This window comes from Bacillus sp. FH (genome assembly GCF_052216825.1).
GTDB classification, from domain to species: Bacteria; Bacillota; Bacilli; order Bacillales; family Bacillaceae_G; genus Bacillus_A; species Bacillus_A paranthracis.
The window spans coordinates 549,760-561,829 of sequence record NZ_JBQOUU010000001.1; the positions used below are offsets into that span (position 1 = coordinate 549,760).

16 protein-coding genes are annotated in these 12,070 nt (G+C 34.0%); 5 read left to right on the top strand and 11 right to left on the bottom strand.

The features are described from left to right. Positions 1-132: 132 nt before the first annotated feature. Positions 133-582 (bottom strand): VOC family protein, encoded by a 450-nt coding sequence (locus tag ACTT1L_RS02995; RefSeq protein WP_061130539.1) that lies wholly within the window; start codon positions 580-582, stop codon positions 133-135. 265 nt (positions 583-847) lie between these two features. Between ACTT1L_RS02995 and ACTT1L_RS03000 the strand changes: the two genes are divergently transcribed. Next, a complete protein-coding gene (locus tag ACTT1L_RS03000) occupies positions 848-1,258 on the top strand; it encodes a DUF4279 domain-containing protein (RefSeq protein WP_061130538.1) in 411 nt (136 codons plus the stop codon). Positions 1,259-1,357: 99 nt separating this feature from the next. Here ACTT1L_RS03000 and ACTT1L_RS03005 read toward each other — a convergent pair whose 3' ends face one another. From ACTT1L_RS03005 to phaZ, 4 genes are all read right to left on the bottom strand, one after another. Next, entirely contained in the window at positions 1,358-1,558 is a 201-nt protein-coding gene (locus ACTT1L_RS03005) for an NETI motif-containing protein (RefSeq protein ID WP_000166303.1), read from the bottom strand. Next, on the bottom strand, positions 1,542-2,738 hold the full coding sequence (locus ACTT1L_RS03010) for an MFS transporter (protein WP_000027642.1): 1,197 nt from the start codon (positions 2,736-2,738) through the stop codon (positions 1,542-1,544). Before ACTT1L_RS03010 ends, ACTT1L_RS03005 begins: the two co-directional genes overlap by 17 nt. A 114-nt stretch (positions 2,739-2,852) precedes the next feature. Further along, positions 2,853-3,080, bottom strand: coding sequence for a hypothetical protein (locus ACTT1L_RS03015; RefSeq protein WP_000546480.1), 228 nt, complete (start codon positions 3,078-3,080; stop codon positions 2,853-2,855). A gap of 60 nt (positions 3,081-3,140) precedes the next feature. Further along, positions 3,141-4,058, bottom strand: a complete 918-nt coding sequence (gene phaZ, locus ACTT1L_RS03020) for an intracellular short-chain-length polyhydroxyalkanoate depolymerase (RefSeq protein ID WP_046198439.1) — start codon at positions 4,056-4,058, stop codon at positions 3,141-3,143. Between the two features lie 175 nt (positions 4,059-4,233). Between phaZ and ACTT1L_RS03025 the strand changes: the two genes are divergently transcribed. The 3 genes from ACTT1L_RS03025 to ACTT1L_RS03035 all read left to right on the top strand — a co-directional run bounded on the left by ACTT1L_RS03025 (position 4,234) and on the right by ACTT1L_RS03035 (position 7,225). Further along, complete coding sequence (locus ACTT1L_RS03025; protein WP_000343680.1) at positions 4,234-4,650, top strand: MarR family winged helix-turn-helix transcriptional regulator; 417 nt, start codon at positions 4,234-4,236, stop codon at positions 4,648-4,650. A 15-nt stretch (positions 4,651-4,665) separates the two neighbouring features. Beyond that, positions 4,666-5,865, top strand: coding sequence for an MFS transporter (locus ACTT1L_RS03030; protein ID WP_001190334.1), 1,200 nt, complete (start codon positions 4,666-4,668; stop codon positions 5,863-5,865). Between the two features lie 100 nt (positions 5,866-5,965). Further along, positions 5,966-7,225, top strand: a complete 1,260-nt coding sequence (locus ACTT1L_RS03035) for a serine hydrolase domain-containing protein (protein ID WP_061130535.1) — start codon at positions 5,966-5,968, stop codon at positions 7,223-7,225. A gap of 421 nt (positions 7,226-7,646) precedes the next feature. On the opposite strand, the gene ACTT1L_RS03040 is transcribed toward ACTT1L_RS03035, so the two are convergent. Genes ACTT1L_RS03040 through ACTT1L_RS03050 form a run of 3 tightly spaced genes read right to left on the bottom strand, consistent with a single transcriptional unit; the run spans position 7,647 to position 9,573 of the window. Beyond that, complete coding sequence (locus tag ACTT1L_RS03040; RefSeq protein ID WP_061130534.1) at positions 7,647-8,435, bottom strand: ABC transporter permease; 789 nt, start codon at positions 8,433-8,435, stop codon at positions 7,647-7,649. After that, complete coding sequence (locus ACTT1L_RS03045) at positions 8,432-9,337, bottom strand: ABC transporter ATP-binding protein (protein ID WP_000764115.1); 906 nt, start codon at positions 9,335-9,337, stop codon at positions 8,432-8,434. The genes ACTT1L_RS03040 and ACTT1L_RS03045 overlap by 4 nt, the downstream gene beginning before the upstream one ends. Further along, positions 9,334-9,573, bottom strand: coding sequence for a PLD nuclease N-terminal domain-containing protein (locus ACTT1L_RS03050; protein WP_001175969.1), 240 nt, complete (start codon positions 9,571-9,573; stop codon positions 9,334-9,336). Before ACTT1L_RS03050 ends, ACTT1L_RS03045 begins: the two co-directional genes overlap by 4 nt. A 125-nt stretch (positions 9,574-9,698) precedes the next feature. Here ACTT1L_RS03050 and ACTT1L_RS03055 point away from each other — a divergent pair, with 125 nt between their 5' ends. Then, on the top strand, positions 9,699-10,241 hold the full coding sequence (locus ACTT1L_RS03055; protein WP_000066859.1) for a transcriptional regulator: 543 nt from the start codon (positions 9,699-9,701) through the stop codon (positions 10,239-10,241). Positions 10,242-10,402: 161 nt separating this feature from the next. Here ACTT1L_RS03055 and ACTT1L_RS03060 read toward each other — a convergent pair whose 3' ends face one another. Genes ACTT1L_RS03060 through ACTT1L_RS03070 form a run of 3 tightly spaced genes read right to left on the bottom strand, consistent with a single transcriptional unit; the run spans position 10,403 to position 11,753 of the window. Next, a complete protein-coding gene (locus ACTT1L_RS03060; protein WP_001080894.1) occupies positions 10,403-10,822 on the bottom strand; it encodes a DUF5360 family protein in 420 nt (139 codons plus the stop codon). After that, positions 10,819-11,181, bottom strand: a complete 363-nt coding sequence (locus tag ACTT1L_RS03065; protein WP_001198606.1) for a DMT family transporter — start codon at positions 11,179-11,181, stop codon at positions 10,819-10,821. The genes ACTT1L_RS03060 and ACTT1L_RS03065 overlap by 4 nt, the downstream gene beginning before the upstream one ends. A 14-nt stretch (positions 11,182-11,195) precedes the next feature. Then, positions 11,196-11,753 carry a TetR/AcrR family transcriptional regulator gene (locus tag ACTT1L_RS03070; protein WP_061536493.1) on the bottom strand — a complete coding sequence of 186 codons (558 nt, stop codon included), beginning with the start codon at positions 11,751-11,753 and terminating at the stop codon, positions 11,196-11,198. Between the last annotated feature and the right edge of the window lie 317 nt (positions 11,754-12,070).

A 12,070-nucleotide genomic window follows, 5' to 3' on the forward strand; every position in this document is an offset into this window, starting at 1 on the left:
ATAAAATATATAAAGCATAAAAAAATCCTTCAAGAACGTGCCTTTTCTTGAGGGATTTTATTTTGTTCCTACCTATTTAACATAATACAAAGCTGTAAAACCACTACTGATTAAAGTTCCACTTTATTTTTCTTAGCGCTCCGCATTCCATTCACTTAAATACGTTGCATATTCTAATTCATCTGGATCATCATCTAGTATAGAAATAAACTCTAATTTATTTCCATCACAATCTAGAAAATATACACTTGCAGCTGGCATCCACCTTTGGACAATTGGCTCTTCATTTCCTTTCCCCTGACTCCCTACTACCTCTATTCCACACTTCTCTAACCACAATTTAGAAGTCTTTAAAAACTCTAAATCTACACGAAAAGCGAAGTGTTTCGTCTCAAAATTTTCATTACTATGTACTTCCCATAACCCGAGCATTTGCTCTTTATTTTCTCCTACCCAAAAGAATGCAACTCGTCTTTTCGATAGTCTTTTTGCTAATGATAAACCTAATTTATTTTGATAGAAATCTATTGCCTTTTCTAAATTTCTTACATATAAATGCGTTTCATATATGCTTTGTATCATATTATATTTTCCCTCCTCTACATTCTGATTTTTAAAATATATTTTGTTTTTATCATACAAATATTTATATTTTTAAGCATCCTACTTTTGTATCATTGTTCTTTCCTACAAAGGTATATATCTAGCTTTATCATTCATATACCAACGCCAAAATTCAATAAAAAACATATTTACATTCTAGCAAATACATTCATAAATTTTTATAATGTAATAAAAGTAACATCTTAATAATAGAGGAGGAACCATTCTGGATAAAACCAAAGTTATGGCTTATTTTAGTGCAACGGGTGATGTGTTTCCTGTTGAAGCAATTACCAATGCCCTAAGTATCGAGCCTACAAGAACTTATAAAAAAGGTGATGTTGTTGCAAGACGTGATAATCCGAATCTTGTATCCACCAAAACCCTATATAGAAAAGAAACTAATTGGACTTTAAGCACTGGCTATCAAGAATCATACGATATAAATAATCAGTTACATGTTATTCTACAATCCCTTGAAGGAAAAACAGAACAATTAAAACATCTCAAGAAGAAGTATAGTTTAGAGTTTCTTTTTATGGTAGTGATTCAAGTGGAGAATAACGAATCACCCACGATATATTTACAAAAAAACATTATTGATTTTGCTAGTTCCATTCAAGCAGAAATTCATTTTGATCTATATATTTGTTAAAAATAAAAACGCTATTGATATTGAAATCAGTAGCGTTCTTATGTGACCATATGTTTTATCTTACTTGTACCCAAAAGCACATTCTTTTTATATAACGTATTACTTCAATTTCCCCTCAAAAACAATCTTCCTACCACACGGTTCAACTACTGTTTTACCGTCTTTCTTCACTTCATGAAAGATTGGCTCTTCCATGCGACGAGACGGTGCGTAGCCTTCTTGTTCCATACGTGCTAAGCAGTCTGTAATTGTTTCATTTTCGAGTACTTCAAATTTCTTTTTATTAGGTTGTTTTGTCATGCCCTAACCTACTTTCTATTTTTCTTGATGCGAATTGATTCTTCATGTAGATCATATATAACATTGCGAGAATTCCTATTATAATCATAACCGCAATAAAAAAGCTTGTATACTGTATTTTTTCTATAAATACGCCTCCTAATACAGGTCCCAGTATACTTCCTAAACTAAAGGCAATTCCAGATAATATATTACCTGCTGGCAATAAGTGTCTCGGTAATAAATCTGTCATAAATCCAAGTCCTAACGAGAAGCACGATCCAATGACCATACCCGCTAACAACATGCAGGCAAAGACGATCCAATAATATTGATCAAATACGGCTGCAAGCAAGAAAATGCCCGTACTTATGCAGAACGTCCACGTTAAAATACGATCCCTTCCGTATTTGTCACTTAATATACCGAGCGGAATTTGTGTAATAATGCCCCCAACTGCAAATGCTGGTAATAAGAAGGATACTTCTGAAACAGACCATCCTTTTCGAAGCGCGTATACTGGTAAGTTACTGTTTAACATTGCTTCCAGTACGCCATATGCAAGTGGTCCCAGCAGTGCAATCCATCCTAATCCAACAACTTGTTTATAACGAGAAAATGATGATTCACTCTTCACTTCTCTTTCATCTTGCGCCGGGAATGCATTTTTTGTTGGTAATAGTAACAGCCAACCTATTAGACAAAGTATAGTAGATATAATAAATGGCGTTGCAAGACCGTACTGAACTGTGCTTGCTAAATATGGACCGACGGCAAAACCAATTCCGAAGAATACACCGTATATCGATACTTGTCTACCTATTTTACTCGGATCCGATGTTGTCGTAATCCATGTTTGTGTTCCGACATGTAGCATATGATCTCCCACGCCAACTAGAAATCTAAGGATAAACCATACCCAAAACGAAAATGTTTGTGTAAAAAAGAATAATGAAATAATAACGAGAAACCCACCAATCACGATAATTGGCTTCATTCCAAACTTTTGCATCGGTTTTTCAAGAAACGGTGAGATCACTAATATCCCAATGTATAGTGCTGTCGCATGAATACCGTTAATACTTGAACTAACCCCTTCTTGTTCAAAAATCATTGCAATGGCCGGTAAAAGCATTCCTTGTGACAAACCCGAGATTGCTACAATCCCAACCATAATCCAAAAAGTAAAACGTATCGACATTCCCTTTCCCTCTCCTTCTCACGCTTTCCACTTCTCATTATAAACTGTTTCTGCAAATGCGTGTACGAATATTCGCAATAAAAAAGAAGCTAAAAGAATGAATCTTTTAGCTTCTTATCCTTCCCAAACTTGTGCTTTCACATTGTTATGGAATTGCTTGAAATACGGATGTTTATAAAAAGCAGTTTCATACAAATAATGATGCGAATGAACAATTGGTGGCTGTTGTATTTGTAACGGAACTACAACTGGTGAAACTTGCATATACAGCGGAGCTATCATCATTTTTGTATACACATGATGATTATATGGAGAATGCGCAATGAAGAACGGATGATGCATGGATAATCTCCCCTTTTACCTACAATGTTATAGTATATGCAATACCTTTCATTTCGGGGATTATTTCTGTTCTAACCAATCCTCTACATGCTTTATAAATACATCTAAACAATCAATAAACGGCGAATGACCGCAATCTTCTAATACCTTCAACTCTGCATTTGGCAAATGTTTTGCTAACTCCTCACCGACTACTTGTGGTACGACATAATCTCTGTCACCTTGTATGACGAGTGTTGGTGCTTTAATATGATGAATTTGCTTACTTCCCTCTACAACCCCATTATGTTCATCTGAAATATTAAATGTAATGAGCGCATAATTCACATCTACGAAATTACGTTGCGTTAACATATCGTCTAAATACTTTTCATAACGGTCTGGTTCAGGTTGATTATGTGTATATATTAATAAATTCCATACTGTACGGTAATATAATTTATTCATATTTTTTATCGCATCTAACACTGGTGCAATCTGTACGGGATCTTGTGCAATTTCTTCTTTCGTCTTTACTAAGCTTGATACGATTGGTTGCCCGTTTATATCCTTTTTAAAAATCGGATACCCTTTCATGCCCACTGATTCTACTAAAATTAACTTTTCTACAAAAGTTGGGTGATTCGCTGTAAATTGCATTGCAACACCACCGCCCATTGACCAGCCCATTAATGAAAATTTCTTTAGTTTTAACCCGTCGATAAATAATTTTACATCTTCTGCAAAGTCTTGTATTGAATCTATCGCTTTATTATACGTTGATTGACCAAATCCCCTTAAATCGAGAGCGTAAATATGGTATTGATCTTGCAGCTTTTCAATAACTAAATCAAAGTGTTGTGACGATGTCATGTTCCCGTGAATAAGTACAAGAATTTCTGCATTTTGCCTTCCAACTTCCTGATACGCAATCGTTTCTCCGTTCGATAGTGAAACAAACTTCATTGTTGCAGGCTTAATCATCACAAGTTCCCCCATTCTATTTAAATAGAAAGAAAATTCTTTACTTACTTAAAGAATAGCACGTAGAATATACGTTCGCAACATAAAACCTATAAGAATTTTTTACATAAATCAACATGTCTATTACTAGACAATTATAATAAAAAAGTATATAGTTAGCTAGGTAACTAATTTGAAAGGATCAACATACATGGACGAAAAACAACATTTTTTTCACATTGTCAGCCAGACTTCTCGCAAGTTTACGAAGAAATTTAATGAACGCGTATCTCCCACTGGGTTATTTAGTGCGCAATGGGCTGTAATTTTCCGTATTAATCAAACTGGTTCTTGTACGCAAACAGAATTATGTCAGTATTTAAATGTTGAATCACCAACGATGACTCGTACGTTAACACGTATGGAAACGATGGGATGGATTATTCGTACTGAAGGAAAAGATCGCCGTGAGAAGCTCATTTCTTTATCAGAAACAGCGATAAAAATGATTCCGGTATGGCAAGAAGAAGTTGATACTTTTGAAGAAAAGACGCTAGAAGGTATTAACGAAGATGATTTACATCAAGCATTTCAAGTGTTACAACAAATTATTAAAAACTTAGATTAACTTGGAGGGATGACCATGCAAAGTGAGAAACTTTGGACGAAGGATTTCCTCGGAACTTGTTTTAGTAGTCTATTTCTCTTCTTAACATTTTATATGCTTATGACTACTTTACCCGTCTATGTAATAGACGGCCTAAAAGGAAAACCTGAGGAAATTGGTTTAGTTGCAACTGTTTTTCTTATTTCATCTGTTTTATGTCGACCATTCACAGGAAAATGGCTCGATGATTTAGGAAGAAAGAAAATATTATTTATTTCACTTTCACTATTTTTAGCCGCTACCGTTATGTATTTCGGTGCACAAAGTTTATTTTTATTACTAGCCCTTCGCTTCTTACATGGTATTGGGTTCGGTATGGCAACAACTGCAACTGGTACGATTGTCACAGATGTTGCGCCAGCTCATAGACGAGGCGAAGCACTTGCCTATTTCGGCGTATTTATGAGTCTGCCGATGGTAATTGGTCCTTTTTTAGGTTTAACAATTATTTCTCATTTTTCGTTTACTGTATTATTTATCGTTTGTTCCGTATTTTCATTACTTGCATTTTTATTAGGACTACTTGTCAATATTCCGCATGAAGCACCTGTAAGCAAACAAAAACGAGAAAAAATGAAATGGAAAGACTTACTTGAACCATCTTCTATTCCAATCGCTCTTACAGGATTTGTTTTAGCCTTTTCTTATAGTGGTATTTTATCCTTTATTCCTATTTATGCAAAAGAGCTCGGTTTAGCTGATATTGCAAGTTACTTCTTTATTTTATATGCACTTGTTGTTGTCATTTCTCGTCCATTTACAGGTAAGATTTTTGATCGCTTCGGTGAAAACGTACTTGTTTATCCAGCTATCATTATTTTCACAATTGGGATGTTCATTTTAAGCCAAGCACAAACTTCATTTTGGTTCCTTGGCGCAGGTATGTTAATCGGTTTAGGTTATGGAACATTAATTCCTAGCTTCCAAACGATTGCGATTTCTGCTGCTCCAAACCATCGACGTGGTTCTGCGACAGCTACGTACTTCTCATTCTTTGATAGTGGTATTGGCTTTGGTTCTTTCATTTTAGGTATCGTCGCAGCGAAATCAAGCTATCATAATATGTATTTTATCGCAGCTATTATCGTTGCGTTCACTTTACTTTTATACTATGGATTACACGGACGAAAACAAAAATTCAAGAAACAACGTACAGACGGACAAATATCCGCTTAACGTAAATAAGGAAAGTAAACTTCCCCGTTTACTTTCCTTATTTTGTATTTCTTTCAATAGACGCGTATACTAATAGTAGAAATAAAAAGGAGGGACCGATATGAAACTTAAAAAATCTCCCCTACTCTTACTCATAATCACATTCATATTTGTAATTACAGGGCTCGGTTTTACATACTTCAAACATAATAAAACAATTCCGTCGAAAAATAATGTGACGAAAAAAAATTGGTTAGATGATCCGTACTTACGTTGGTCGTATACACATATGAAAGAATTCACTTTAATTAACGAGGTGAAAAATAACCCGGATCACGTTTTTCACTTCTCTACCGCATTGCAAAACTTAGACGATTTTGCTGTAGAGCGTAGATTTGGAAATACAACTCCTCTAAAAAAACTTTTAGATGATAACAAAACAGATGCGTTTGTCGTTGTACACAATGGACAACTTGTTTATGAACGATATTTCAATGGATATAACGAGAGCGAACCGCATGGTATGGCGTCATTAGCAAAGGTATTTACCGGAGCAATAATACAATCTCTCGCTGAAGAAAACCGTATTGATTTAGAAAAAACAGCTGACACATATATAAAAGAATTAAAAAATACACCGTTCGGAAAAGCAACACTGCAGCAATTATTGGATATGCAAGTTTCTGTAGAATATCCTACTCACGGATATGAACATCCAGCATTAGAAAATCAAGATGCACAACTATATTTAGCGAGCAATATTTTACCTCGAGGTAAAAATTACGACGGCCCAATGAAAATTTATGATATGTTACAAGAAGCAGAAGAAACTGCACCGCCTGGTTCCGATTTTTCTTACGATAACGGATCAGCAGAAACACTCGCTTGGATTATTCGAACGATCACTGGTAAATCATTAGCTGAAAACGTTAGTGAGCGCATATGGTCTCAAATTGGTATGGAAGAAAACGCGTATTACGTAACAGATGAAACAAAAGTTGAACAAGCAAGCGCTGGTTTAAATGCAACTGCTAGGGATATGGCGAGATTCGGACAATTATTATTAAATAACGGGGAATATAACGGAAAACAAATTCTCCCTTCTTCTATTACGGAAGATATAAAAAATGTTCAAGAAGGTGAACTTGCAGTTGGCCCTGGAGCTTCCATTTCTTATCATAATCAATGGTGGATTCCGCACAATGAACAAGGTGCTTTCGAAGTGTTAGGTAGTTACGGACAAACACTTTACATCGATCCGAAAGCGAATATGGTAATTGTCCACTTCTCTTCTAATGCTACGCCAAGTAATGAAATCCATTCCGTTTACTCCAATATGTATATTGATATTGCACATCATTTAGAAAAGCTTCCACAGTAGTGGAAGCAGGAGTTTAAACCTTACATGTATGACTATTTAATTGAACACACAATCTGTTGTGTTGAAACATCAATATATCTAAAAAAAGGAGCTCTCTTCATAAAGAGAGCTCCTTTTTTTATTTCTTCTTCTTTTCTGTCGGTTGACTTTGTTTAGCGAAATTAGATGAATCATCGAAATTTGGTTGCTTTTTACCAGCATTATTACTTCTACCTTTTCCCATATGTAATACACCTCCCCTCATCCTTACTATTCCCAATAAAAAAATCCTCTTGCATCCAGAATTTTTTTATTGTCCCTTATTCGTATGGCACTACTGTTCTCGTAGTACTTCCAACACTTTCAGTTAGAGAAGCTTCCACAGTAGTGGAAGCTTTTTCTTGTTGGGGTGTTTTACTTAAAACCATTACCCTCATCACGTTTATTCATAATGAAACTTTTTATTAGCAATCCAATAATACGTTACGAAGAGTGTCAATAAGATCCAAACTATAGTTAGTACTCCTGTAATTATTGCGTTTGAATGTACGCCCCCCGTAACTAACGTTTCCATTGCATCCTTACTCATACTTGCTGGATTAAGCAAATCCATTATTGGATTCAAACCGACGATTACTCTACAGGCTAACAGGAAAACAATTGAAATTAATGCAATCATACCTTGACTGTGAAAAATAGTACTTATCATTGTTGTGAAAGATACGATAAAAAGAATCCAAATTAGATACAATAGTAATCCAGTAATTAGGTGCGCGAATGGAACAGCGCTAAAAAGAAAATTTACATATAGATAAGAAGTAACGTATCCAATTGTTACACTACAAGCTACCATTAAATAGTTGGCCACTATTTTCCCACCTACATATGAAGTAACAGTAACGGGTCTTGTTAAAATAAAAGCCAACATACCATTGGCTTTATCTGTTTGAATAGTACCCATCATAGATATCACTAGAATCATAAGTCCGAGCTGATCAAACTGGGATCCCAAAGTACTTGCTAATACTTCGCCTCCTTTTTGTGTTGCCATATTTGGATCAATGATAATTCCCTGCCCTCCACCTAATGCTTCTAGAATGGATGGTAAATAATGAGTTACTATCGGTTGTGTCGCGCCTAAAAATATAAAAACAATTGGTAGCCAAATGATCTTAAAATCACGTAACATTTGAACATATTCTTTTTTTATCAATACCATTGTGTTATTCATTTTTGCACCACCAATTTCAAAAAAATTTCTTCTAAAGTATCGTTGCTCATTTCAAATTTAACGATGTTCACTTTATGTTCGAGTGCATTTTGCAGTAACATATTTTTATTTATTTCAATACTTTCAACCTTTACTTTGATTTTAAGCCCAACCACTTCTACGTCCTTCACATACGGTAATTTTTTTACAACTTCAATCCACTTTTGATCTTTAGTTGTTATTTCAATAATCAATTTATTTTTACTATTACGGTGTAAAAGTTCGGTAATCGTTGTGTCTTCTATTTTTGTTCCATCTTTTATAATGACAAATCGTTCACAGATTTCTTCTGCATCGCTTAAGATGTGGGTTGATAATAAAATGGTTGTATCTTTTTTTATTTCTTCAATCAGATTCAATACTTCTCGCCGGCCGATTGGATCTAATGCGGATACCGGTTCATCCATGACAATAAGCGAAGGTTTATGCAATAATGCTTGTGCAATACCAAGTCGTTGTTTCATTCCACCAGAAAATGTACTAACCTTTTCGTTTTCTTCCCCTTTTAGTCCAACTTTCTCTAAAATTTCTGGAATTGACTTTGACAACTCTACTTTATTCAATCCCGAAAGTTGGCCCATAAACATAAGCGTTTCTCTCGCTGTCATCCAATGAAAAAAATTAGGATATTGAGGTAGATAACCAATTTCACTTTTCATTTTTGATATTTTTATCCCATTCAATAAAACTTCACCAGCAGTTGGATTAGTAATATCCGAAATTACTTTTATTAATGTAGATTTTCCTGCTCCGTTTGGTCCAATTAATCCGACGCATTCCCCCGCTTGCAGTTCCATCGAGAAATTATTGACAGCAGTTTTTCCTTTAAATGATTTTGTTACATTTTTAATCTCTAGTTTCATAATTTCTCACTGTCCTTTCTCCCTATAACGAAGTAGAAAATAGGTCCCAATACATTAACGAAAAGAATAATGAACGTCCATACAAGTACATTTTTTCTTGTTTTTCTATGTCGGTATAAATCAATGAATGCAATAAAAACTAAAAGTGCCCCCACTGCAATAACTGGCAATATAATAGGTAGAAAAGTCATAATATCAATGTCTTTAAGATCATTCAATCCATAATGTAGTTGCATTATTGTCATTCCTCCCTAAATTCATTCTCATTATTGATAATGATAAATCATAAACGAATGAATTGCAAACATTATTCTCATTATTTATAATGAGAATAAAAATATATGATAAATAAGGTGAGCGAATGAGTAATAAAGTTGAAATTTTAATGCATCCAGTAAGAATGAAAATTTGCCAAGTGTTAATGAGAAATAAGGAAAATGGGCTAACACCATTAGAAATGGTAAAAATCATTAAAAATGTACCACAAGCTACACTATATAGACAGCTACAAACTATGGTTGATTCTGGTATCGTCCATGTAATTAAAGAAAAAAAGGTAAAATCTGTTTCTGAAAAATATTACGCAATCAATGAAGAAGATGCAAAAATTGAAGGAAGTGAATGGAAAGGCTTATCTGATGATGAAAAATTAAACTACATTTCCTATTATCAGTTATCACTTATGACACAATATCAAAGTTACCTTAAGAAATTAGAGGAACAAAACAGTCAAGAAGATACTGCTACTTTTTCTGTAGTGGAATTAAAGCTAGATGAAGAACGCTTTGGAAAATTTCAAAGCGAACTTAACGAATTAATGATTAAATACTACAATAGCCAAAATAAAGATGAAATAGAGGCTCCGGTTCGGACCATCGCTATTACAATTATTCCAGAAACGTGAACTCACTCAACATACATAATACAAGCCGATGATTCCTTACCGTAGGAATCATCGGCTATCTTCATTTTGACTTTTGCTGTATGGCTGGCGAAAAAAACGGATCTAGAAACTGAAATGTTTTAAAATCTAGAATTCGAATGTGCTTAAAGTTGCTATCTATATTACATGAATTCTTTTCTCGTGTTAATCTCATACGATCCACACTCTCTCCAAAAACTTTTAAAAAAGAAGCATGGGTAAACTAACAAATATAAATTAGGGATCCACCAAGACATATCAAAATCTAAACGAATTGTCCAAAATGCTAGAGCTTGTAACCCTGAGCAAAAAGTTAAAATTAATGATAGAAATGCAAAGTGGCTCCAAGTATGTTTTTGTTTAGAATGCAAATACAAACTTAAAAATCCCGTTAACGAGATTAACAAATCTAGAGGCAGGAAAGACCAATTCCACGCTACTAAAATAGGATCTTCATAATCTTTAAACAAATATTCTTGCGGAATCATATGAAAAATTGTTATGAGCCAATATATAACAAACCCAAAATCAGTAATAAAGAAAAAATACTTTAATCGATTCAATGTATACGTTCCTCCACCATTTCTTTTTTCTTCGCTTCATGTGCCGTACTATTAAAATTTAATATTACGACTCCAACTAAAATAAAAAGAATTGCTAGTATCTTAATTATATTGATACTTTCTCCAAAATAAATAAAACCAATTGTTGTAATCGTTACAATTCCCATACCTGACCACACCGCATATGCTACGGACATTTCCATCCCTTTTAATGCAAATGACAGAAATGCAAAACTTACTACATAAAATACAAAAATAAGAATGCTTGGTACAAGTTTCGTTAATCCATCAGATAGTTTCATCGCAGTTGTACCTGCTACCTCAAATAAAATTGCTAAACATAAATAAATCCACTGCACTACTCTCCCACCTTCTATTTCGAATTAGAAATGCCATATAGTAACATGTCCATAATCGATTCAAGCATACTTCCCAATGTATAATCACTCTTTTCAATAAACATAGGATCATATATGCGATTCAGTGCCCCTAAATACACTTCAATAAAAAACGGAATTTGAATTTTTCTTATGCTACCTTCTCTCATTCCCTCTTCTATTAAACCAATTACAGTAGACCAGCCTTCACGTAAAAACTCATCTAATTTTAACCATTGGTAATAATGATGTTTTTTTAGTTCTACTAATAAACGTGCATCCATGAATGTAAATTGTTGTGGAATGCAAATTAAGATGAGTCTTATTTTTTCAACGGTTTGTAACGTATCATCTTCAGCGATATTTTTTTCCTTTTCTTGAATACTTTCTATTACATTACGAATAACTTCATCTACTATTTCATCTTTTGAAGAGAAGTGCTCATAGATTGTCCTCTTACTGACAGCTAATTGTTTTGCTAAATCACTAATTGTAAATGTAAACCCCTTCGTTTGAATTTGATGAATGGTTTCTGTTACTATTCTTTGTTTCATAATCCGCCCCCTAAACCTTTGGTACCAATTTAGTTTTTTTGGTACCGTTTCATTTTACAATATTTAACACAATGTATACAACTAACATTTCAAATTTTCTTATTTTTAACTCAAAACAGGTAAACATAAGAGCGTTGAGAATCATACCTGCATATTTAACAATCAAGTGAATGTATAAAATAACACTCATACATGAAAGTTTAACTAAAGTTAAATGCAATTGTATAAGGCTATGTTGGTAAATATTCTTTTTTAGCTTGATGGGGAGACACCCCGATCTACCTTTCACCTAATTAAAAAAGCGCCCTATAAACAGG

Bases quoted from the DNA above. Each gene is read 5' to 3' on its own strand.
- ACTT1L_RS03000 (WP_061130538.1), top strand. From the start codon at position 848: ATGGCTTATTTTAGTGCAACGGGTGATGTGTTTCCTGTTGAAGCAATT.
- ACTT1L_RS03005 (WP_000166303.1), bottom strand. From the start codon at position 1,558: ATGACAAAACAACCTAATAAAAAGAAATTTGAAGTACTCGAAAATGAA.
- ACTT1L_RS03035 (WP_061130535.1), top strand. From the start codon at position 5,966: ATGAAACTTAAAAAATCTCCCCTACTCTTACTCATAATCACATTCATA.
- ACTT1L_RS03025 (WP_000343680.1), top strand. From the start codon at position 4,234: ATGGACGAAAAACAACATTTTTTTCACATTGTCAGCCAGACTTCTCGC.
- ACTT1L_RS03050 (WP_001175969.1), bottom strand. From the start codon at position 9,573: ATGCAACTACATTATGGATTGAATGATCTTAAAGACATTGATATTATG.
- ACTT1L_RS02995 (WP_061130539.1), bottom strand. From the start codon at position 582: ATGATACAAAGCATATATGAAACGCATTTATATGTAAGAAATTTAGAA.
- ACTT1L_RS03030 (WP_001190334.1), top strand. From the start codon at position 4,666: ATGCAAAGTGAGAAACTTTGGACGAAGGATTTCCTCGGAACTTGTTTT.
- ACTT1L_RS03055 (WP_000066859.1), top strand. From the start codon at position 9,699: ATGAGTAATAAAGTTGAAATTTTAATGCATCCAGTAAGAATGAAAATT.
- ACTT1L_RS03015 (WP_000546480.1), bottom strand. From the start codon at position 3,080: ATGCATCATCCGTTCTTCATTGCGCATTCTCCATATAATCATCATGTG.
- phaZ (WP_046198439.1), bottom strand. From the start codon at position 4,058: ATGGGGGAACTTGTGATGATTAAGCCTGCAACAATGAAGTTTGTTTCA.
- ACTT1L_RS03040 (WP_061130534.1), bottom strand. From the start codon at position 8,435: ATGAATAACACAATGGTATTGATAAAAAAAGAATATGTTCAAATGTTA.
- ACTT1L_RS03070 (WP_061536493.1), bottom strand. From the start codon at position 11,753: ATGAAACAAAGAATAGTAACAGAAACCATTCATCAAATTCAAACGAAG.
- ACTT1L_RS03045 (WP_000764115.1), bottom strand. From the start codon at position 9,337: ATGAAACTAGAGATTAAAAATGTAACAAAATCATTTAAAGGAAAAACT.
- ACTT1L_RS03010 (WP_000027642.1), bottom strand. From the start codon at position 2,738: ATGTCGATACGTTTTACTTTTTGGATTATGGTTGGGATTGTAGCAATC.